Origin of the sequence: Chitinophaga sp. 22308 (genome assembly GCF_052045305.1) — a bacterium.
GTDB classification, from domain to species: domain Bacteria; phylum Bacteroidota; class Bacteroidia; order Chitinophagales; family Chitinophagaceae; genus Chitinophaga; species Chitinophaga varians_A.
In genome coordinates, this window is record NZ_JBQEOP010000002.1 from 670,644 (window position 1) to 694,058 (window position 23,415).

15 protein-coding genes are annotated in these 23,415 nt (G+C 51.1%); 9 read left to right on the forward strand and 6 right to left on the reverse strand.

Going from position 1 to position 23,415, the window contains the following annotated elements; translation table 11 throughout:
• The first annotated feature begins 35 nt into the window (after positions 1-35).
• Complete coding sequence (locus ACTJJS_RS09400) at positions 36-218, forward strand: hypothetical protein (protein ID WP_440663452.1); 183 nt, start codon at positions 36-38, stop codon at positions 216-218.
• A 53-nt stretch (positions 219-271) separates the two neighbouring features.
• On the opposite strand, the gene ACTJJS_RS09405 is transcribed toward ACTJJS_RS09400, so the two are convergent.
• The 3 genes from ACTJJS_RS09405 to ACTJJS_RS09415 all read right to left on the reverse strand — a co-directional run bounded on the left by ACTJJS_RS09405 (position 272) and on the right by ACTJJS_RS09415 (position 4,201).
• Positions 272-1,285, reverse strand: a complete 1,014-nt coding sequence (locus ACTJJS_RS09405; RefSeq protein ID WP_440663454.1) for an NAD-dependent epimerase/dehydratase family protein — start codon at positions 1,283-1,285, stop codon at positions 272-274.
• A 64-nt stretch (positions 1,286-1,349) separates the two neighbouring features.
• Complete coding sequence (locus ACTJJS_RS09410) at positions 1,350-1,925, reverse strand: Crp/Fnr family transcriptional regulator (RefSeq protein ID WP_440663455.1); 576 nt, start codon at positions 1,923-1,925, stop codon at positions 1,350-1,352.
• A 122-nt stretch (positions 1,926-2,047) separates the two neighbouring features.
• Positions 2,048-4,201: an outer membrane beta-barrel family protein gene (locus tag ACTJJS_RS09415; RefSeq protein WP_440663456.1), complete on the reverse strand. Its 2,154-nt coding sequence runs from the start codon at positions 4,199-4,201 to the stop codon at positions 2,048-2,050.
• Positions 4,202-4,400: 199 nt separating this feature from the next.
• On the opposite strand from ACTJJS_RS09415, the gene ACTJJS_RS09420 reads away from it, so the two are divergent.
• The 5 genes from ACTJJS_RS09420 to ACTJJS_RS09440 all read left to right on the forward strand — a co-directional run bounded on the left by ACTJJS_RS09420 (position 4,401) and on the right by ACTJJS_RS09440 (position 9,353).
• Entirely contained in the window at positions 4,401-5,444 is a 1,044-nt protein-coding gene (locus ACTJJS_RS09420; RefSeq protein WP_440663457.1) for a sensor histidine kinase, read from the forward strand.
• The gene (locus tag ACTJJS_RS09425) at positions 5,437-6,147 is read left to right on the forward strand and encodes a LytR/AlgR family response regulator transcription factor (RefSeq protein WP_440663458.1); all 711 of its coding nucleotides are present in this window, start codon (positions 5,437-5,439) and stop codon (positions 6,145-6,147) included. Before ACTJJS_RS09420 ends, ACTJJS_RS09425 begins: the two co-directional genes overlap by 8 nt.
• 33 nt (positions 6,148-6,180) lie before the next feature.
• Positions 6,181-7,068: an aminoglycoside 6-adenylyltransferase gene (locus ACTJJS_RS09430; RefSeq protein ID WP_440663459.1), complete on the forward strand. Its 888-nt coding sequence runs from the start codon at positions 6,181-6,183 to the stop codon at positions 7,066-7,068.
• A gap of 16 nt (positions 7,069-7,084) precedes the next feature.
• Positions 7,085-8,107 (forward strand): LLM class flavin-dependent oxidoreductase, encoded by a 1,023-nt coding sequence (locus ACTJJS_RS09435; protein ID WP_440663460.1) that lies wholly within the window; start codon positions 7,085-7,087, stop codon positions 8,105-8,107.
• A 133-nt stretch (positions 8,108-8,240) separates the two neighbouring features.
• Complete coding sequence (locus ACTJJS_RS09440) at positions 8,241-9,353, forward strand: transglutaminase domain-containing protein (protein WP_440663461.1); 1,113 nt, start codon at positions 8,241-8,243, stop codon at positions 9,351-9,353.
• Between the two features lie 13 nt (positions 9,354-9,366).
• On the opposite strand, the gene ACTJJS_RS09445 is transcribed toward ACTJJS_RS09440, so the two are convergent.
• Positions 9,367-10,521, reverse strand: a complete 1,155-nt coding sequence (locus ACTJJS_RS09445; protein ID WP_440663462.1) for an MFS transporter — start codon at positions 10,519-10,521, stop codon at positions 9,367-9,369.
• 131 nt (positions 10,522-10,652) lie between these two features.
• Between ACTJJS_RS09445 and ACTJJS_RS09450 the strand changes: the two genes are divergently transcribed.
• Positions 10,653-11,012, forward strand: coding sequence for a winged helix-turn-helix transcriptional regulator (locus tag ACTJJS_RS09450; protein WP_343744118.1), 360 nt, complete (start codon positions 10,653-10,655; stop codon positions 11,010-11,012).
• Here ACTJJS_RS09450 and ACTJJS_RS09455 read toward each other — a convergent pair whose 3' ends face one another.
• Both ACTJJS_RS09455 and ACTJJS_RS09460 read right to left on the reverse strand, forming a co-directional pair.
• A complete protein-coding gene (locus ACTJJS_RS09455; protein ID WP_440663463.1) occupies positions 11,013-13,901 on the reverse strand; it encodes a polysaccharide lyase family 8 super-sandwich domain-containing protein in 2,889 nt (962 codons plus the stop codon).
• A gap of 78 nt (positions 13,902-13,979) precedes the next feature.
• Entirely contained in the window at positions 13,980-17,954 is a 3,975-nt protein-coding gene (locus tag ACTJJS_RS09460; protein WP_440663464.1) for a two-component regulator propeller domain-containing protein, read from the reverse strand.
• A 193-nt stretch (positions 17,955-18,147) separates the two neighbouring features.
• On the opposite strand from ACTJJS_RS09460, the gene ACTJJS_RS09465 reads away from it, so the two are divergent.
• Both ACTJJS_RS09465 and ACTJJS_RS09470 read left to right on the forward strand, forming a co-directional pair.
• A complete protein-coding gene (locus ACTJJS_RS09465; protein WP_440663465.1) occupies positions 18,148-21,354 on the forward strand; it encodes a SusC/RagA family TonB-linked outer membrane protein in 3,207 nt (1,068 codons plus the stop codon).
• Between the two features lie 10 nt (positions 21,355-21,364).
• Entirely contained in the window at positions 21,365-23,398 is a 2,034-nt protein-coding gene (locus tag ACTJJS_RS09470) for a RagB/SusD family nutrient uptake outer membrane protein (protein ID WP_440663466.1), read from the forward strand.
• Positions 23,399-23,415: the final 17 nt, after the last annotated feature.

Below are 23,415 nucleotides of genomic sequence, written 5' to 3' on the forward strand. Positions count from 1 at the left end.
GTTTAACTTAGTAACTCACCTTAAATATTCTACATATGAAAAAGAAACAAGTTAACCTGCAGCCGAAGCTGGTTTTAGACAAGATGGTAGTTGCTTCTCTGGTAAATGAACCGGAAAAAATTGTTGGCGGCGCTATTATTTCACGGCCTAACACATTGTGCCTGACCATCAACTATACAGTTTGCAATACTGTATGCGGCAATCAGATTTGTGCGTAGTCAGCATCGTTGAACGGGCCCCTCGTATGAGGCAGCCCGTTTTTTATTGAAAGTCAGCTTAACCGATGTGCATTTTCGCGAAGGTAATGCATTGCTTCCTTTACGGCGTCTCTACTGTTTTTAGGATTAAACCCCAGTTCCGTACGCGCTTTGGATATGTCGAAGTTCTGCTGTAGCCCTGAGAACATGGCAATGTCTTTGGTAGTTAGCACGGGCGCTTTGCCGCTTATTTTACTGCCTGTTTCCATTAACCAGGCTACGGCGTATAATATCGGCCTGGGAACAGCCACCGGCAGTTTCAACTTCAGTTCCGGGAATAACTGCTGCGCAATTTTTGTGGTTTCTTTGATAGAGGTACATTTTTCACTGGCCAGGATATATCTCTCTCCGTTTTTCCCTTTGGTGGCAGCAAGATAACAGCCTTCAGCCACGTCTCTTACATCGATCCAGTTTAAGGTGATATTGGTTTCAACCGGGATCTGTTTTTGCAGGATCAAACGGATAATGTTGTACGATACGTTCAATGGTGCAAAGGCAACGGGACCTATCATAGCGGCTGGAAGTACGGCCACTAACTCAATACCATGCTTTTTAGCCAATTCGAAAGCCAGCTTTTCCCCATCGTTCTTCGAGTTATAATACATGTCTCTGCGGTCCGGATTGTAACCGTTGCTTTCTTTTGTGGGAAGATGCGTGTAATCCAATGCTGCTATCGAGCTGACATATACAATTCTTCTTACACCGGCTTCCGCAGCAGCTTCTATGGTATTGCGGGTTCCTGCGATGTTTACATCGTAAATTTCCTTTTGGGGGTCTTTGGCCCAGAGTTTAAAGGAAGCTCCTACCGCGTAAAAAGTATCTACACCTTTTAAGGCTCTTACAAATGATGCTTTGTCGGTAATATCAGCCTGTACTACTTCGCAGTGCAGGCCTGCAAAAGGCTCCTTGTTTTTTAAGCTGCGTACGGAAGCCCTCACCGGAATTCCTTTGCTGAGAAGAAGTCTCACTAAGTTGTTGCCTAAATGTCCGTTTGCGCCGGAAACAAGGGCTAATTTTTTTTGCTCCATATCCTGTGTTTTTAATTGACAGGACAAAGGTCAATCTTGCTCCGTTAACACCGCTTCGCAAATGTTACCTAATGATCTGTTTGCGGATTCTGCTCAGGCTTTTGGGGTTCATGCCCAGGAATGAGGCAATGTATTGCAAGGGGACATTATGTAGAATTTCTGGATGTTCATCCATCAGGTTTTTATACCGTTGCTCTGCGCTGAGCGCCGCCAGTTCCTTGGAACGCTTTTCATTATAGGCAAGTGACTGCTGAAAAACCAGGATACTGAAGTCTTTGAACGCTGCGCTTTCCCGGGTGAGGGCTTCCAGGTTGTCTTTGGTAATCCGTAGCAATTCACAGTCAGTTATACATTCCAGGTTTTCGTCGGACACTGTCTGATTGATAAAGTTAAAGTAAGAAGTAATAAAGCCGGGAGGGCAATTGATATGCGTGGTCACCTCATCGCCTTTTTCATTGTAGTGGAACAGCCTGACAAACCCGGAAACGATGAAATACAGGTATTTCGGGACTTTCCCTTCTTCTTCAATAACGCGGTTCCGGGGCTGAAGCACCGGCTCAAAGTACTGTCTGTACAGGGCTTCGTCGCGCTCGCTTAGCTTTGCGCTTTGGGAAATGAGGCTTATTAGTTGTTCGTGCATGTTCGTCCTTTTGGCTGTGATGTCCATCGCAAAGATATCACTTAAGATGGCATCATTAGCCACTCATAACAAAACCGTACCACGCCTGCAGGAGCGGTACGGTGCCAGGGCCAACAATACAACTAATGCCGTCCCATCGGCGGCATTTTCTTCTCTTCACTATTGTTACCGGATTTCAGCGAACCAAATTTCCAGTTGAAGGCGATATGAAAGCCACGGTTAAAGAAGTTGTTGACTTCCGTGCTGCGGAAGCTGGGAGCTGTGGCCGTACTGCGTTGCAGCATGCTGTTCTGAAAAGGATTGGTAATGCCTATCATCACACTGGCTCTTTTATCCAGGAATTCCTTTTGAGCGGAGAAACTGTAAGACCAGGACGCTGAATTCCTTCCCTGAAGCGTCACGTAGCCGTTGCTGTAGTCGCCGGACGCCTGGAGGGTAAAGTCTTTAGGGAGGGACCAGGACACATTCAGGTTGAAGGAATAGAAGCCGGCTTCATTTTTCACCTGAAGGGCGTCGCTTTTGAACCATACCTGGTACAGTTCCACGCCACCGTTGACACTCAGGTTGCTGCTGAGGTCCATGGCGGCGTTGATGTTGGCGCCTAACCGCTTGTTGGCGGCCACGTTGCGTGGACTGGTCCTGGAGATGCCCAGGCTGTCTACGGTGGTCAGCATTTCGATGGCGTTGCTGTTGGCGCTGAAATACACGCTATTGTTTAAGGTGAAACCGGAAGGGGCGTTGTAGTTGTACCCGGCTTCGAGTGTCCTGGTTGTTTCGGGCCGCAGCAGCGGGTTACCGGAAGTGAGGTTACGCGGGTCGCTGGCATTTACGAAGGGATTGAGGTCCCATATCCATGGCCTGCGGATGCGTTCTGTATAGCTGAATTTCACATCATGCTGATCATTCAGGGTTTTGGCTATCAATAAACCGGGAACCAGGTTGTTGAATGAAGCATCAAAGGATGATGGCGCCCGCCGGAACTCACTCCCCAGGCTGGTGCCTTCAAAACGAAGGCCTGTTCGGAACATCCATTTATTTTCAGTTTCAAACTTCAGGCTGACGTAACCTGCGTAAATATTTTGAAAATATTTCATCTGGTCGGAGCGGGAAGGTATTTCAACCAGGTCGGTACTGCCGGGATTGTGCTCGTTGTTCCTGGCGCTGTAAGTGGTATTGGCGCTGGTCCTGCTGAACTTAACACCTGTTTCGAGGATATTTCTGCCGGATTTGTTCAGCGGATGGGTATAATCTGCCTGCAGGCTGAAGTCCCATGATTTGCTGTTGTTAGGCCCGGATTCACGAAAATAGTGCACACCCGACAGCGTATATTGGTTGGTGTTATATTCAGAACGATCGCAGATGTTACTGACCATGCCCAGTACCTGCAACTCCTGCACCTTTCGGCGGAACCGCTTCTGATAGGTGGCAGAGAGCTCATAATACCCGGAACTGTTGGTCTGGCGGTTGTTCTGATTGTATTCAGTATTGCTTTTGCTGTCCTGGTAACGGTTGTACAGCGTGCTGCGGGAAGGCCAGGAACCGTTCCAGAAAGTAAGGGTAGTGCTGATTTTTTGCAGGGAGTCGGCATGCCAGGTAAGGCCGGCGTCGCCATAGAGGCCCCGTTCATGCTGGATGATTTCCGTCTCTTGCAGCAGTTCTCCTGCCGGTTGGCCATTGAACAAAGAAGTCCTGTTAAGGGTGGATGTTCTTCGTTCCCGTTGATTGCTGGCATTGAGGCTCAGGCTTAGTTCCATATTGCCTTTTACGGTGCTCAGTGCCGCACCGGCAGACTGTTCCAGGTTGCCGGCGCTGACGGTGGTTTCTACGCTGGTGCCTTTTATTTTCTTTTTGGTAATGATATTGATAACGCCCGCCGCTCCTTCTGCCTCGTATTTGGCCGAAGGGGACGTGATCACTTCAATAGCGGCGATGCTGCTGGCAGGGATCATCTTCAGCGCCTCTTTCAGGTTTTTGGCGAAGATGCCCGACGGCAGCCCGTTCAGCAGCACTTTTATATTCGGGTCGCCCCGCATTTTCACCTCTCCGTCGGGGCCCACGGTCAGCAGCGGTACTTTCCGCAGCACATCGCTGGCGGAGCCGGCCTTGTTGCTGATATCTGCGGTGGCATTGTATATCAGCTTATCGCCTTTGCTTACCACCAGCTTCTTTTTGCTGCTGATAGTAATGGCGTTCAGGTTTTTCGTGCTGGTGACGGTATTGCTGTCAGGTTGCTGGGACGAGGGTTGTTGTGCATGTGACCTCTCAGCGGCCAACATGCATAGAATGGATAAAAACAGTAATTTGATAGCCGAATGCATGGTTTATAATTGAAACATCTGCAAAACAAGAAACTTTGGTTTCCACATAAAAAAATGAATGAGCAAGGCCCGGAATATAATGACCAATGCAGTTCGTCATGATGTTTTGCAGGTTGTATTAAAATGAGTGAGCTTTGTTTTACTTAAAGCGCTGGTAATGGAGAATAAGGCAAATTGGCTTCGGAGCAGGTTTCTACAGGAAGTGGTCGTGTTTGTTGCGATGTTTGTCCTGACGATATTGCATGAGTGGATAAAACTGGACTCTCTGAAGGCGGTCCTGCAGGCGCTGGTGTTTTTTATTCTGCTGTACGGACAGGCGCAGTTTAACCTCTACCTGATATTTCCGTTGTTGATGGCTAAAAGGTATGCTTTGTACTTTTTAACCTTTATCTTATCTACATTGGTTGGCGCCCTGTTATTGTTTGGCCTTGACTATTTCTGGATATCCCCGCAGTTCTACCAGGAGCCTGATGTTTCTCTTCCAATGAACATCGCCTATAACTTTGTGCTTTGTATCATCAGTACGGTGACCATCCTTTCCCTCTTTCTGGTACGCCAGTATTCCAGGGAGTTGCAAAAGAGGAGCGAGGTGCAGTTGAAGCTGAGCGAAATGAACATCAAATTTCTCCATGCACAACTGAACCCGCATTTCTTCTTTAATATGTTCAATAACCTGTACGGCGTAAGCCTTACGGAGCCGGAACGTACGCCGGACCTCATTCTGAAGCTGGCCGACCTGATGCGGTACCAGCTGGAAAACGGCAACAAACCGACGGTGACCATACGTGAGGAATTGCAGTTCATCGACAACTATATTGCCATGGAGCGGGAACGTATCGGAAAACGATGTCTTATCAGTTATGATTTCCCGGCGGATGATACCGTACTGCACCAATACAGGGTTGCTCCGCTGATCCTGATCACGTTAGTGGAAAATGCGTTTAAACACAGTGTCACTATCAGCCATCCATGGTATGTTAACATCAGTGTTTACCGGTATGAAGACGACCTGGTGGTGGATGTACGTAATTCGTTGCCGGATGAAGCCTTAAAAAGCGGCTCCACCGGTATTGGTTTGATCAACATTAAAGAGCGGCTGGAGATGCTGTATAAACACCGGTATAGTCTTGTCAGCACTATTGATGGGCAGGAATACCGGACCACCCTGACTTTAAGGCTAAATACGACAGCACATGGATAACACTTTAAAATGCATTATTGTAGACGATGAAGAAGGCGCCCACCTTGTATTGAAGCAGTATATCAAAAACCTGCATAACCTGGAACTGGCCGAATCGTTTTTTACCGCGGTGGAAGCCATGGGTTATATATACAACAACCGGGTGGATTTGATTTTCCTGGATATCAATATGCCGGGACTGAGCGGGCTGGAACTGTTGGAAACAATGTCTGATCCTCCGTTGGTAATACTAACGACCGCCTACCGGGAATATGCATTGGAAGGATATAAATACCGGGTAGTGGATTACCTGGTGAAGCCATTCAATTTTCAGCGGTTTATGGCGGCTATAGATACAGTATATTCGCGGCTGCGACCAAAAACCACTGCCACGAACGAACCCAATTCGGCGCCCTCCGCTTTTGTGATGTTGAAAGTGGAAGGGGAAATTGTGAAGGTGATGTACGATCAGATCACCTATGTCCGCAGCTGGGGCAACTATGTGAAAGTCGTAACGAAACAATCTACTTACCTCAGCCCAATCACCACTACAGAAATAGAACAAAAGCTGGACAAAGTCCGGTTCAGGAGAATTCACAAATCCTATATCGTGGCCATGAGCCGCATCAGCAAGATAACCGGCGGACAGGTGGAACTTGACGACGGAACGATATTGCCCATCGGCACGACCTATCGCAGAGACCTGTTGGACAACTTTCAATGAGATATCCTTAAATTAGAGCAAACAGATGATAATATGACCAGCAGAAGCGAAACAGCCATGATGGACCTGATCCTTAGCGTAGCCGCAAAAGACCCGCGGATATTGGCCGTCTTACAGGACGGATCACGCTCCAACCCCAATGTGACACCGGATATTTTCCAGGACTTCGATATTATCTATGTGGTGGATGATCTTACGCCATTCCTGCAGGACCATAGCTGGGTGGATGTTTTCGGGGAGAGAATGATCATGCAGATGCCGGAGGACATGGAGCTGTATCCGCCGGCGCCGGAACTGGAAGGCGCGTTTTCTTATCTGTTACAGTTTAAAGATGGTAACCGTATAGACCTGGTGATGGTGCCACCGGACAAACTCGATGCTTTTACGGCAGACAGCTTATGTAAAGTACTCTGGGACAAGGCCGGCCTGTTCACGGACAAGCCGCTTCCTCCCGCCAGTGACGCCGGTTACATCGTGGAAAAACCTTCAGCACGTTCGTATACAGACTGCTGCAATGAATTCTGGTACACGAATGCGGGTCTGGCGAAAGGACTGTGGCGTGAAGAAGCGGTATTGGCCAAAGAGCTGATCAACCAGGTGGTACGTGGCGCGCTGATGCAGATGATGAATTGGTATATTGGTTGCCGTTACCGGTTTGCGGTAAACCCGGGCAAGTTTGGAAAATATTACCGGCGTTACCTGGAGCCGGAAGTGTATGATAAGTTCATGGCCACCTACAGTGAAGGCGACCTGCAAAGCATATGGCAGTCTGTTTACACTACCATGGACCTTTTCAGGGACATGGCCCGGCTGGTAGCTGCGCAGCTGGGTTACACCTACCCTGAGGACTGGGACGCGAATGTAAGGGCTTATATGCAGCATGTACAGCAGCTGCCGAAAGATGCAACCAGCATTTATTGACTTTAAAACAAACCACATGGAAATAGGTATCGACAGCTTTGCTGCCACCAAATCACAAAGCAGCGGCCACAATGCGGCAGCTGATATGCAGGAAATGGACAATCTGCTGGAGCGGATCATCCTGGCAGACCAGGCTGGCCTGGCAGTGTTCGGATTGGGGGAGCATCACCGCCGGGAGTTCCTGGATTCGGCCTCAGTGCTGATACTGGCTGCTGCTGCGGCCCGTACAAAAGACATTAAACTCACCAGTGCGGTAACGGTATTGAGTGCTGCCGATCCGGTGCGGGTGTTTCAGAGTTTTGCCACGCTGGACATTATTTCCAAAGGAAGAGCGGAGATGGTGGCAGGCCGTGGGTCTTTTATTGAGGCCTTCCCGCTTTTCGGGTACAACCTGGATGATTATGACGCCTTGTTCACTGAAAAGCTGGACCTGCTGTTAAAGATAAGAGACCATGAGCGGGTGGACTGGAGCGGGAAATTCAGGGCGCCGTTGCAAAATGCGCCTATTTATCCGCGGCCGGTGCAGCAGCCGTTGCCCATATGGGTGGGCGTAGGCGGTACGCCACAGTCATTTGTACGGGCAGGCATGCTGGGACTGCCTTTGATGGTGGCGGTGATCGGTGGGGAAACGCACCGGTTCAGGCCATTGGTGGACCTCTACCGCGAAGCCGGCGCCAAGGCGGGCCACCCCGAAGAACAGTTGAAGGTTGGATTGCATTCACTGGGATATATTGCGCAAACATCACAACAGGCCAGGGACGAGTTTTTCCCGGGCTATGCAGAAGTGTTTACCCGCATCGGGAAGGAGAGAGGCTGGGGGCCTGTGACACGCGCCCAGTTTGACGCGCAGAACGGTCCTTCAGGCGCTTTGCTGGTAGGCAGCCCGCAGGAGGTGGCGGAGAAAATTAGGCGTCATAGCGAAGCACTGGGTGGCATCAGCCGGTTCACCTTTCAGATGGACAACGCCAACCTGCCACATGATAAGCTCATGAACTCCATTGAGCTGATCGGAAAAGAGATTGTTCCGTTATTGAAATAGTCCCGGATATCTTATGAGGATGCTCTTGACAAACCAAATTTTTTTTTTGACAATAATGTAAACGGCTGCAACTTTTTCTGTTTCCAGTCGTCTTTATGGAGCAACATATGTTTGTTCTAAATCTATCTAAACCATGAAATCATTACCTGTATTCCTTCTCCTGGCAGGATGGAGCATCACCGCATCCGCCCAGAAGGTCCCTGTCATCCGGGCGACCTCTAAAACCGTCAGCATAAAAGATGGGCCTACTTTTATGAAGAACACCTGGACCATCGAGCCGGAAACAAAACCGGACATTTATCGCACTTCAGCGAAGAAAGTGGTTTTTTATACAGATGTGGATTCTATTTCCATTCATGTAAAGCCCGGCCAGCAGCAGGATTTTTATATCCTCCTGAATGGTAAAGACTCTGCTTTGACGAGGGTGGAATTTCAGCCTTCCCGGCTGGAGATGTTGAAAAAGGCTAAAAAATACAACTATGCTGATAAAAGGGAACTGCCGGCATTTACTTACCTGTCTCCCGATGATGAGGCGTTGAAACGCATTCGCCGGGAACTTAAACTGGATTCCATTGCGGGCAATGGTAATGAAATCTCCCAAATGATCAACCTAATGCACTGGGTACATGATATTATCCGGCATGATGGCAGTAGTAATAATCCTGCTGTAAGGAACGCCATCGGTATTATCGATGTGTGCAACAAGGAAAAACGGGGCGTCAACTGCCGCATGATGGCCACCGTATTGAATGAATGTTACCTCGCAATGGGTTTCAAATCCCGCTTCCTGACCTGCATGCCCAAAGAACTGAAATTCGACGATTGTCATGTGATCAACATGGTATATTCAACCGAAAAACAAAAATGGGTGTGGATGGACCCTACCTTCAACGCCTATGTGATGAATGAAAAAGGCGAAGTACTGGGACCGCAGGAAGTACGCGAGCGGCTGATCAACGGGCAGACACTCATCGTGAACCCCGATGCTAACTGGAACCGGAAAAATTCTGCCGTTAAAGAACAATATCTCGACAACTATATGGCCAAGAACCTCTACCGTCTGGAATCTTCCGCTGCCAGTGGATATGACCTGGAAACGCAGCAGGCGGGCAAATGGCTGACCTACCTACAGCTGGTGCCACTGGATGGATTGAACCAGCAAAACACCAAATCGGAAAGTCCTACCTGGAATTCCTTCAAAACTTTGGTCACCAACAACCCGGACGTTTTCTGGGCCAAACCATAAACAGCTCCCGGGGCTAAAGCTCCGGGCTGTGATATTTGATACGTTTAAACAGCAGTATGAGTATCGCTATTGTCAGACATCCCACGGTGGACCAGACGACATTGGCGATACCATATCCTGCAATCCAATGCCCGCCTAACAGCGCGCCGGCCGTAACGGCAAAATTTCCGCAGGAAGTAAAAACACTGTTGATGAGTTCTGATGCCTGCGGCGCCGAAGAGGTGACCTGTATATTGCTGATCAGAAAACCGCCGGCATGGACAAGCCCCCATATAACAACCAGCAATACCATTGGCATGAAACTGCCGCCCAGCCAATATAACAGCAGATGCACTCCTGACAGTAACAACAGGAACAACAGCGTGGTGAGGTAAGGTTGCCTGCTCATATATCTTCCTGCGAGATAATTACCACCAATGCCCACCAGTCCGAATAACAACAACATGATACTGATAGTGCCGCCTTGCATGTGGGATACCTGCTTTAGAAAATCCGCCATGTATCCGTAGGTGGAATACATCGCGGTGATGATAAAAAAGGCCAGCAGTAAATTGGTCCACAGGAGGCTGTTACGGAAGATGTTTGTCTGTGGCCCGGTTACCTTGGGACTGCCTGCTGTCACCGGCGGTAGCCATATCTTTACGCCGATGAGGGCCAGTACATTAATAAAAGCCGTTATCAGAAAGGCCCCCTGCCAGTTGAGCATCGCGGAAATGAACGTGGCCAAAGGCACGCCCAATACGGTGGCGATGGTAAGGCCGGAGAAAATAATACTGACCGCTTTGGAGGTGTTTTGCTTATCACTGGTATTGATAGCTACCGACAATGCTATCGACCAATAAACCGGATGAAAAAAGGCGGGCAGCATCCTGATGATCAGCAGATGATAGAAACTGGTGGCAAAAGCAGAGAGCACATTAGCCACCGCAAAAATCAACAGTGAAAAAAGCAATAACGTCTTCCGGTTGATTTTTGAAAAGAGCATCATCATAAAAGGCCCGAAGAATGCCACGATCAGCGCGAAAGCGCTGAGCAGCCATCCGGCTTTGTCGATGGTGACATGAAAGGCGATAGCAATGTCCGGTAGCACACCTATTACTCCAAATTCCGTAGTCGTAATACCAAAGACACCCAACGCCAGCAACCAAAGTTCTTTATCAGTACGCATAGAAAAATTTTTCCGGCAAAATTGCAGCGTGACTGTCTTAAAACTGTATACTGACGATTTAGTGAGGCACTTTCCATTTGGTAAGTATCCCTTTTCAGGAGAGGTTTTGTACTTTAGCGGGAAATAGCCGTATGCCTGAATTTTTTCACGATAAAAGGTTGTATTACACACCGATCGAATTTGCGTTGGGCCATATCGGTGGAACGTGGAAGATGCCTATACTATGGCGTTTGCAGGAGAAGCCGCTACGGTTCAGTGAACTGAAAAAAGACATCCCGCATATTACAGATAAAATGCTGACCAGCCAGTTGAGAGAGCTGGAAAACAAAGACCTGATCAGCAGAATGGTTCATCCGGTAGTGCCGCCAAAAGTGGAGTACAGCCTGACGGAGAAAGGAAAGAAAACCATTCCTGTCATAGAGACGATCATGAAATATGGCTATGATTTAATTAAGGAGGCGGGCATTGAATACCCGCCCAAAGAAAGTTGATCACAGCTTCACTACCTTCTTAACGATCTGTTTTCCCTGGCCGCTCAGTACCAGCCAATACATGCCGGGCCGTACATTGGCCAGCGGTACTTCAAACTGTTGCCGTCCATTCAGTTTTTCTGTCCGCAGCACTTTACCTGCTGCATCCCGCAGCTCTGCCTGTTGCCAGGGCGTTGCCGTTTGTACCCGTATGTAATCGTTTGCAGGGTTAGGGGAAAGCGTCACGTTACTGGTGGAGGCCTCATGCCCTGTCATCATGGCCTGAAAGGCGGTGTTGTTGTTGCTGCAAACCAGTACCGGCCGCTGGGTGGAGTCGCTGCCTTCGCGGGAGGTGAAGATAGCGTCTGTTGTGGACCCTGCAAGCCCGGACACCAGTTTCAGTGTCAGGATGCCATCTGCCGCCTTCTCTGCGAGCGCGATATCTGTCACCTCCCATTCTGCGAAATTGCCTGCACCGCGTCCGGTGATGGTATCTACCGCTTTGATGACAGCAGGTTTGTTGCTGTCGGTGATGCCGGATTCCGTCCAGCTGTCGTTGCTCACGTACTGGGCGATCCAGGGCACGGTGGCGATGCCGGTATTGGCATAATTCACATACATGCGCAGCTTCACCTGGTTGGTGCCTGCCGGCAGGCCGCTAACGTTGAACTTCAGAAATATTTCCCGGTTGTAGCTGGTGCCTGCGTCCTGTTTCAGTACGAGGCTGCCGGTGCCGTAGTTGGTATTGTTATAGGTGCCGCCTCTGACATAAGCGTCTGCTATGGCAGTAACGGTGGACGCGGAATACACCGGTGTGTTATTATTGACATGATACACCGCTGTGGAACCGGCATAGGGGCCGGAAGGCAGGCTGGCTGCCAGCTGGCGCGTTTGCGCAATGCCTGGCAAGGTCAGGTGAATATTGACCGGTGCGGAAGACTGCGCAGGATCTGCCACAGACACTGTCACATCTGTAGATCCGATACCGCGCAGCAGCAGGGCACAAGGCCGGTCAACCGTAATGGTCACGGAATCTTTATGAAAGGTGCCTGCCTGGTAAAACACCAGTTGCCGGATGTTAAGCCCCGCGTGGTATACGGCCTGTATATCGGCGGTGTTCTGTTCTATCCGTACGGCGGTGGTATCGTAGGTGTTCATGTCCTGCCCGGGAAGCACGTAGTAAGCATAGCTGCCGTTCGCCGGCGCGGTGCTATGGTCCAGCCATAGCTGGAACACGTTCATGTTCTGTATGGTAGTACTGCCGCTGTTGTTGATACTTCTCCAGGTGCCTGACTGCGATTGCATGCTCAGTTGTAGCTGTCCGCCGGCAGGGAAATAATAACTGATACCGTTATGCGTGATCCATTTGAGGGTATTGTTGTAACTGTATGTGCCGTTGCTGATGGTGCTGACGGCGCCGTTGATTTTCGCGGAAACGGTGCCGTTGAGCAGGCATTGGTTCACCGTAGTGTTAATGGGCTGTGCTGCCGTAGAGGTGATGCCGGCGCCTAGGCAAACCACTTCTTTATCAAAGAAGAACCAGGCTTTGCGTGCTTGCGTGCTGTAGTCGGAGAACTGCAGGGCAGACACGCCGTACAGCGAGTCAGACACGCCGCCTGCAAAGGCCGTCGTACCGAAATTGACGCCCCACGGGGACCGTACCGGGAAAGTGGTGATATATGGCACCGTTGTTCCGGGGATATGGCTCCAATCCCATACCGGCGGAATATTATAATAGTCATTGCCGTTGACGGCAATATGGGTGGACCCGTCAGAGAGGTAGTAACCTTTCAGGTTTTCGCCGTTGCCGTTTTCCTGTTTGGCAGTGCGGGTAGAAGTGAGGTGCAGGCCGAACAGGTAGCCGGTACGATGATGCAGCGTATAGTCGGAGCGCCAGAAATGCGTATGCAGGGCGGGCAGCTGATACCCCGGCGGCTGGGTACCGTTGAGCCGTGCGATGTTATCGTCGTACTCGGCCACGTTGGCGGTGTCCAGCACTTTAAGTTTTTGCAGCAGGCTGGTAACGCCCACCTGGAGATTGTTCTCCCGGCTGATACTGCGGCCATTGGTGCCGAAGTCGATGTATTTGGAGCGCATGGCTTTGAGGAAACCATTACGTACAAAGCCGCTGAAGATGTCCAGTTTGCTACCTGAGAGCGCATAGGAGGTGCTTCGCAGGTAGTAGGCTACTTTTATCTCGCCGTCAACGAACACGGAGCCATAACCATAGATGTACAGTTGCGGCCCGTGTTGCTGGTAGGAGTAATCGTGCTGTATGCCTTCCGCGGTGGTGAGCACCAGCGGGTAAAAGGCTTCGTTCACACTATACTGCATCAATGAATCATTGGCGGTAAGGCAGGAACGGTACATGAAGTGGGTGGCTTCGTCCAGCTTGTTGGCCCCGGTCTGTTTGGTGGGATTGCCGCGGCTCATCTGGGTAAGCAGCGCGTTGCGCAGGCTGCCCAGGCTTTGAGGCGCCGTCTCCAGCATAATCAGTATTTCGCCGATACGTTGTGGATTGGAGATATCGTTATGGTACCAGTTCCAGCTTTTGGGATCGGTGGTGTTCCAGTAGGTCAGTGCGTTGACCATCGCGGTAAACAGCGTGGCGCTGTGGTAGTAGGAGCTGGCCGGTTTCGTATAGGCTTGCGCGAAGGCTTTCACCCGGTTGATATGTGTGTCTGCTGTGTAGGTGGTGGAGCTGTAGGCGTAACTCACATCGGGCCAGGAGCCGTTGGCCTGTAAGGTGGCCAGCGTGGCGGTGACGTTGTTGTCCAGCGTGGTGGTGTTGGAGGCCTGCGCAAGCAGCTCCTCCCGGATACGGTCCATGATGGTGGTATATTCCGTTTGGGCCATTGCGCCGAAGGTATGGAACAGCAGCCCGACAAGGAGTAGAATTTTCATCTTCATAACAGTGGGATTTGTAACAAATCTACGGATACCGGCGCTGGCAGCGGGGTGGTTTTTCAGAGAGAATAGGGGGAATTTTCACAATTCCGGCGTTTCCGCGAACTCAGAAGGTGTTTTCCCGAACTGTTTTTTGAACTCCCGGGAGAAATATTTACGGTCGTTGTACCCCACCATATAGGCAACCTGGTAGACGGTATGCTGACGGGTACGGATTAATGCCGCGGCTTTTTTAAGGCGCAGCGATTTCACAAAGTCATTTACCGACATATTGGTGACGGCCTTCAGTTTCTTATACAGCACCGGCTGGCTCATGGCCACCTTGCGGGCCAGCATCTCCACACCGAAGTCCGGATCGTCCATATGTTCTTCGACGAGCGCTATGACTTTTTCCAGGAAAGCATTGTCCAGGCTGTTGGGCAACGGGTCGGGGACGACTGTTTCCGTTTGCAGCTGCCGGCTGTAACGTTCGCGCATCTTTTCACGGGAGGCGATCAGGTTACGGACATTCAGTGCCAGCACCCTGGTACTGAATGGTTTGGTGAGATACAGATCGGCGCCGGTTTCGAGGCCGCTCACATGATCGGCCTGTGAACTTTTGGCGGTGAGCAGCACCACCGGAATGTGACTGGTGCGTTCGTCTGTTTTAAGGGCTGTGCAGAATTGCAGCCCGTCCATTTCCGGCATCATCACATCGCTGATAATAATATCGGGGATCTGTGTGGTGGCGGCAGCCAGGCCGGCGGCCCCGTTTTCACTTTCCAGTACCTTGTATTGTTCCTGGAAGGTTTGACGGATAAGGGCGCGCAGCTCCGGATTATCTTCCACAATGAGAACGGTAAAAGGTTGCGGGGCATCTGTAGTAACGATATCTGCTGCTTCTGCGGACAATGGCATTTTCAGCGGCGCGGCCGGCAGCGCGGGACCTCCGCCAACGGTGTGCTGCGTGCCCCCGAAATGCCGGAAGCCCAAAGGAAGACTAACGGTAAAGCAGGTACGCCCTTCTTGCTCTGCGGCAGAGGGTTCACTTTCTACTGTCAGTGTGCCTTTGTGTTGCTCCACAATATTTTTGGACAACGCCAGCCCGATACCGTAACCGGTGTTTTGCAGGCCATGGTCCTGTACCTGGAAGAAATTGGTGAACAGCTTGTCCAGGTATTCGGGAGCGATACCGCGACCGTTATCGGTGACGGTGATCACCATGTTTTGTTTTACCTGGGACACATGCAGTTGTATACGGCCGCCGTCGGGCGTGAATTTAAAGGCGTTGGTCAGCAGGTTGAAGAACACTTTCTCCAGCTGTTCCCGGTCGAAGTAAACCAGCGCATGTTCCACATCATGCCGGAAAGCGATGCTGATATTACGGTCCAGCGACAGCTCCCGGAAACTGCTGTAGATCTGATCGAGGAAGGGTATCAGGTCCTGTTCCTGCACATGCAGCGTCAGATGGTTGGTCTCCGCCTTGCGGAAATCCATCAGCTCATTCACCAGCTTCAGCAGCCGGTCGGCGTTGTTACGGAGCTGCGACAGCGTGGCCTGTAACGGGTCGTCCTTCTTCAGGGTGTCTATCATTTTCTCTACCGGCACCAGCAATAAGGTAAGGTGTGTCCTGATTTCATGAGATACATGGGTGAAGAAATTCAGTTTCACCTGGTGCAGTTCTTCTTCTTTGTGCAGCAGGGCCCAGAGGAAAAAGAAACGGGTAACGAGGAATATCAGCAAAATGACACCAACCGCATAAATGGCATAGGCCCACCAGGTGCGCCAGAAAGGGGGAAGGATGGTGATCTCCATTTTGGCGGGTTCGCTCCATATGCCATCATTGTTGGCGCCTTTCACCCAGAATGTATAATGGCCGGACGATAAATTGGTGTAAGTGACGGCGGGATTGGCAGTCTCTATCCAGTTGCCGTCACCGCCCTCCAGCCGGTAGGCGTAGCGGTTTTTGTTGCTTTTGATATAATTGAGCAACGCAAATTCCAGGGTGAACACATCCTGGTTGTATTGGAAGCGCAGCGCCCGGGTATGACTGATATCTTTTTCCAGCAGGCCATCTTTTTGACCGATGCCCACCGGGTTGTTGAACAAACGCAGGCCGGTAAAGCGGATCGGCGAGGGATGGGTGTTGGTGATGATTTTTTCCGGGTAGAAACTGGTGATGCCGTTATACCCGCCGAAGAGGAATTCACCCCGACTGTCGCGCAGGAAAGAGTTGTAGTTGAACACGTTGCCGGCAATGCCATCGCTGACGGTATACGTCTGGAACTTGTTACGGGCGGGGTCCAGTCGGGCCAGCCCGTTATGGGTGCTGATCCACAGATAATGCTGGTCATCTTCCAACAGCCCCAGCACATTGTCGTTCGGCAGGCCGTCTTTATCCCTGTAATGTGTTGTTTGTTGCAGGTCGGCGTTGTATCTGACCAGCCCTCCGAAATACAGGCTTACCCAGATATTGTGTTTTGAATCTTCCTGGATGGAATTGATATATCCCTGTTGTAATACCCGCGCGGAATCCCCTTCCAGCACATACAGGCCGCTGATGGTGCCTACCAGGATGCGGTGACGGGTATCTTCCAGGATATAACGGACAGACTGCCGCCTGGCGATGCCCATGATCACGGTGTCTGCCTGCTGCTCCAGTTCAATGCCTTTGCGGTGGAACAAATACAGCTGCACGTTGGTGCCTACCCAGAACCGGTCCCGGCTGTCTTCCAGCACGGAGGTCACCTCCCCTGAAAAGGTGCCGGGGTCTTTAGGGTTATAGAGATAACGTCTGAAACCGCCGTTCTGCAACAGGTTCAGCCCACCGCCGTGGGTGCCGGTCCAGATATGGTGGTCTTTGTCTTCATACACCACCTTCACCAGGTTGGAACCGAGGCTGGCGGCATTGTTGACCTCATGTTTATAATAGGTGAAGCGGCCGGTGGCACGGTCATAATAATTGAGGCCGCCGCCCTCTGTGCCTATCCAGTAATTGTGGCGGGCATCTTCGTGTATGCTGCTGATCACGTTGTTGCTGATGCCGTCCAGGGGCGGATGCTGCTGCCAGGCGGTAAACGAGCCGCCATCGGGGCGCACCATGTTCACACCGCCGAAGTAGGTACCTATCCAGATGGTGCCATTGTTATCTTCATAAATACTGTGGATAGAGTTCTGGCTAAGGCTGTTGTTGTTGTGCGGCTCCTGCTGGTAGTGGCGGCCGCTCATGGTGACGGGATCTATAATGCTGAGGCCTTCCTGTGTGCCGATCCACATGTTACCGGCTTTGTCGGGGACTATGCGCCTGACTATATTATTAATGATCGCGGGCTGGGCCAGTAACGAAAAACGACCGGTGGCCGGATCATATATATTAATACCGCCGGTTTGGGTGGCAATCCACAAGCGGCCGGACTTATCTTCTGTGATGGCGGTGATGAAGTTCATCGCGGGACCTGACGTTTGCCCGTCTTCATGCCGGAAGGTCTCTGTTTTGTCGCCGGTCATTTTAGTAAGGCCTTTATTGGTGCCTATCCAGATATTGCCGTGGCGGTCTTCGTACACGCATTTCACTACGTGGCCGGCAATTTTTCCCGGTGTGAACTGTACCAATCGTTTACCATCCTGGAGGAAAAGCCCGTTGTTGGCGCCTACCCAGCGACGGCCTTTACTGTCTTCATAAATACAGTTGATATTGGTACGGCGGGGAGGGGGTTCCAGTGTTATGCGTTCAAAGCGGTCATGTACCGGGTCGTATTTGGCCAGTCCGCCGGTAGTGCCTATCCACAGGGTATTGTGGCGGTCGCGGTACATGGTCATGATCTGATTGTCCGGCAGGGAAGTGCTGTCTTCTGCATGGTAGCGGTATATTTTGAAACGGAAACCGTCGTACCGGTTGAGGCCATAATGGGTACCTACCCAGAGGAATCCCTGCTGGTCCTGTATGATAGACAGCCCTGCGTTGTGTGACAGGCCGTCTTCTACCGTAAGGTGTGAAAATGTGATGTCCTGCCCGCTGCTTTGAAAAAATACAGCCGGGACCAACAGGCATAAGAACAGGAAACACCGCCAAATCATGCTCTAATATAAGCATTGTATACACCCCCGTGGGATTTTTTTATCCCGGAAGATGTTTTTATTATTTTGATAATCAGTAGGTTGAAGGGGGATTTATAAAATTCACCCCATTCATTTAGGATTGTCCCCCTGCAATCTGACCGCGTTACAACATATTTGTGCGTCAACCAGAATTCCTTTCAATTCCACTCTTATGAATATGAGATGCCAATCATCCTGTAAGGGAAGACTATCCCGCTTCGCCTTCATTAGTTTTCTAGTGGGGATCATGTGGGTATTGATAGTGCCGCTTTCCCTTTTCGCGCAACAAAAAAAGACCGTGTCCGGTATAGTGAAGGACAAAGACGGTAATCCGCTGGTAGGCGTGACCGTAATGGTGAAAAATGACAAAACGGGCACCAGTACCAATGATGCGGGCCGTTTTGTGATTGCCGCCGCGCCGGGCGCCACGCTGGTATTTACTTTTATCGGGTTTGAAAAAACAGAGCAACCGGTAGATAACCGGACCGAGTACAAGGTTCAGCTAAAGGACCGTGTAGGTACGCTTAACGATGTGGTGGTAGTAGGATATGCGTCTGTGCAACGTAAAGACCTGACCGGTTCTGTGGGCAGTGTGAACATGAAGGAGTTTGAGAAAGCGCCGGTGAAGTCATTCGATGAGGCGCTGGCCGGCCGTGTGGCCGGTGTGGCGGTAGCCAGCAACGACGGGCAACCCGGCTCCATTGCCAATATTGTGATCCGTGGCGCCGGCTCCATCACGCAAGACAACTCGCCGCTGTACGTGATCGATGGTTTTCCTACGGAAAGTTCCAACGCCAACGCCATCAGTCCTGCTGACATCGAATCCATCGATGTATTAAAAGATGCCTCTGCCACGGCCATTTACGGCGCCCGTGGTTCCAACGGCGTAATTCTTATCACCACCAAAAAAGGCAAATCAGGCGCGCCACAGGTAACCTACAACGGCTACTATGGCTGGCAGCAGATCCCTAAGAAAATACCGCTGCTGAACGCTTATGAGTTTGTGCGGTATGTAGGCGATGTTAATCCGTCGATGTATGATTCCATTTATCTCGCCGGCGGCGTGAAACTGGAAGACTACCGCAACAAAGAAGCCATCGACATGCAGGATTATATTTATCGTGTTGGACAGAACCAGAACCATGATATCGCTGTACGCGGCGGTAACGATAAAACCCGGTATTCGATATCGGGCAATTTTAACAACCAGAGAGGTATCATCATCAACAGCGGGTTTAAGCGTTACCAGGGCCGTTTCTCGCTGGACCAGACCGTGAGCAGCAAGCTGAAAGTTGGCATCAACGCCAACTATGCCTATAACGAAAGTTATGGTATCCCTGTTTCCGCCACCAACTTTTACGCTTCCGCCACCACGCTCTATTCCGTATGGGGTTTCCGGCCTACCAACAGTATTGCGGGGAGAGACAGTGCAGCGAACCTGATCGATGATTTTTATGACCCTGGCAATGAGATCGCCAATAACCAGGACTACCGGGTGAACCCCTTACAGAATATACAGAACCAGTATACCGTGACGAGGGTCAACAACCTTATCGCCAACGCATATGCGGAATATGCCATTACCAAAGACCTTACCCTGCGTATCGCTGGTGGTATCAACACCGTGAATAACGGGACCGATATCTTCAATAATTCCAAAACACAGTCAGGCAGCAAGTGGAATTCCAATGGTGTCAACGGCAGCGTAGAGTACATACCTACTTCATTGTGGCGTTCCGAGAATGCGCTCACGTATCGTAAGCGCTGGAACAAGGTGCATAACCTGACGGTGTTGGGTGTATTTGAAGCGCAGGGCTACAAAATGTCGCGGCGTAAGTTCTCTGCCAACCAGGTACCCAACGAAGACCTCGGCATGGACGCGCTGGACCTGGCCGCACCGGCCAACACCTCGCTGATATCGCTGAGTTCCCGGTGGACCATGGCCTCTGGAGCGCTGCGGGTCAACTACGATTATAACTCCAAATACCTCTTTGCCGCTTCTGTTCGCGCGGACGGCTCCTCCAAATTTGCGCCCGGCAACAGATGGGGCTATTTCCCCGCCGTATCGGCCGCCTGGCGTTTCAGCAGCGAAGCGTTCATGAAAGACCTCCGCTTTATTTCCGATGCTAAAATCAGGCTGGGATATGGCGCTTCCGGTAACAACCGCGTGACCGATTTTGCCTACCTGTCACAGCTGTCGCTGACCAATATGCAGTACTGGTATTCCACGGGCAACGGTCCGTTGGGCATCGGCGCGGTGATGTCTACTGCCGCCAATCCCAATCTGCGTTGGGAAACCAATGAACAGACCAATATCGGCCTGGACCTGGCTTTCCTGAAAAACAGGCTTAGCCTCACGGTAGACGTCTATCAGCGGACCACCAAAGACCTGCTGCTGTTGGCTGCATTGCCCTATGCACATGGCATTGAGAGCGCACAGGGTTTTAAAAACGTCGGCAAATTACAGAACAGGGGCCTCGAAATCACGCTGGCCGGTACCGTGGTCGATAAAAAAGACTTCACCTGGAACAGCAACTTTAACATCAGCTTCAATCAAAACAAGATATTATCACTGGCAGAAGGGCAGCAGTCTATCCTTTCCGGCTCCGGTACTTTCTTCAATACCACTTACTCCGGGCTGTTCCCTTATATCTCTGTGATCGGAAGGCCGCTTGGTGAAATGTACGGCCTGGTGTTCGATGGCGTATATCAGTACGCTGATTTTGATGTGATGCCCAACGGTACCTATCTGCTGAAGCCGGAGGTGCCCACCAATGGCGCCGCACGGAACGCGATCCGTCCGGGTGATATCAAATACAAAGACCTGAACGGCGACTTACAGGTGAACAACCAGGACTATACGATCATTGGCAGCGGTCTCCCTAAACATACAGGCGGTTTCAGCAACGATTTCCGTTACCGCAATTTTGATCTGAACATCCTGCTGCAATGGTCTTACGGCAATGATATTATCAACGCCAACCGCTACGTGTTTGAAGGTGGTATCGTCAACAATCCCAACCTGAACCAGTTTGCCACCTACAAAGACCGCTGGACGCCGACCAATCCCAGTAATACGCTGTTCCGCGCCGGTGGCATGGGCAATGCCGCTTACTCGTCCCGTGTGGTGGAAGATGGATCTTATCTGAAGCTGCGGACCGTATCGCTCGGGTATAATTTCCCCGGCGCCTGGCTGAAACGTGCTAAAATAAAGGGCATACGTATTTACGGTTCCGCGCAGAACATATACACCTGGACCAAATACTCCGGTATGGACCCCGAAGTAAGCGCCAGGCCCGGCAACCTCACACCCGGATTTGATTACGCCGCCTATCCGCATTCACTGTCTTATGTGACCGGCTTAAACGTAACCTTCTAAAACGATGAACATGAAACGTATCTGCATTTTCGCATGTATCGCCATAGCAGGACTTACTGCCTGCAATAAATTCCTCGATACCAAACCGACGGATTTTTATACGCCCGACAATTATTACCAGAATGAAGTCCAGCTGCAACAGGCGCTGAACGGCGTATACAGTGACCTGATGCGCCCGGAGCTGTATGCGCAGGTGATGGGCTTCAACTTCGTGTCCACCACCGACGAAGTGATGGCCAACCGCACTGCCGATGGCGATGCCCGCGGCCTGCGTTACAACTATGACGCGTCGCTGGTGCATGTGGCCAATATCTGGAAGTATGCCTATGTGGGCATCAACAACATCAATGTGTTGTTGCAGAACATCGACAAACCGGCGATGGACCAGGGCAAGCGTAATATCCTCAAGGGACAGGCGCTGTTTCTCAGAGGTTTCTTCTATTTTATTCTTACCAGTAATTATGGTGATGTGCCACTGGTACTGCGCCCGCTCGCTATCAACGAAGTAAACATGGCCCCGGCCAAACAGGCGGAGGTGTATGCGCAGGTAGAGAAAGATATGAAAGACGCAGAGGCGCTGCTGAAAGATTATACCGTAGTACAGGCGAAATTTAATGACGTGGTGACGTTGACCGCCGTACAGGCCATGCTGGCAAGGGTATATATCTACTGGGCTGGTTATCCGCAGAACAATACCGCCAAATACCAGGACGTCATTACCTATACCGATAAAGTGATCAATTCCGGCCTTCATGCATTGAACCCTGACTACCGCCAGATATTTATCAACCTGGCCAAAGACCTGTACGATGTGAAAGAGAATATCTGGGAGCTGGGCTCACTGGGCGCTGCCGCGGGGGTGGTCAATAAGTCCGGCAATGATATCGGCAACTTCGTAGGCATACAGTCGGCCCTTACTGCTGCAGATTCCACCTCCTATAATGCCGCCGCCTGGGTATGGGTGACTAAAAAACTGTTTGACGCCTACGAAGTTGATCCTAACAGTACTGCCACGCCTAACAAGGCTTCGCTGGATATCCGTCGTGACTGGAACTGCGCCAATTATATTTACAATGGCACCAATCCCCGCGTAAAAGCCGCCAGGCCTAATATCTGGCAGATGTGCGCCGGTAAGTTCAGAAGGGAATATGTGCCGCAGTCTATCCGCAATACTAACGGTGTCGCAGGTACGTATAATATCAACTGGCCGATGATCCGTTACTCCGATGTATTGCTGATGCGCGCCGAAGCAGAGAACTATGTGAATGGCCCCGCTAACGCCTATACGTATATCAACCAGGTGCGTAAAAGAGGTTACGGCCTGCTGAACGGCAACGTGGTGAAGTCTGTTTCCATTGTGAATGACGGCTCGGGGTATACCGTACCGCCGGTTGTCACCATCACCGGCGGCGGGGGTAACGGCGCTACAGCCACCGCCATCCTCACCAGCGGTAAAGTAACGGGCATCTATCTTACCAGTCCCGGTGCATTAACGCCTGGTGCTTATTATTCTTCTGCGCCGGTAGTGGTAGTGGGCACTTTCTGGACGCCAGGTGTCAGCTATGCCACCGGTATGCAGGTCACCAATGGCGCTAATCTGTACACCGTTACTACAGCAGGCACTTCTACCAACACGGCGCCCACGCATACCAGCGGCGCTTCCAGCGCTGCGGTGACCGGAGCGGTATTCACTTATGCCGGCGCAGCGGCTACCGCCACTGCCACCATTACTACCGGTACTGAATCCGACCTGACGCCCGGCCTAAGCAAAGAAGCATTCCAGCTGGCCATCCGCGATGAAAGAATGCGGGAGCTGTGTTTTGAAGCATTGCGCAAGGCAGACCTGATACGCTGGGGGCATTTTGTGGCAGACATGCAGGAGTTCGCCGCCTGGGCCACCAGCAATGGCGCCGGCGTAACGGCCACCGGCAATCCCAACGGGCTGCAGGGCATCCGTAACGTAAGCCAGCGTCATGTGCTGCTGCCCAAACCGACCTATGAACTTAACCTTAACCGTTTACTGGTACAGAACGAAGGCTGGTAATTCAAAAATCAACACAC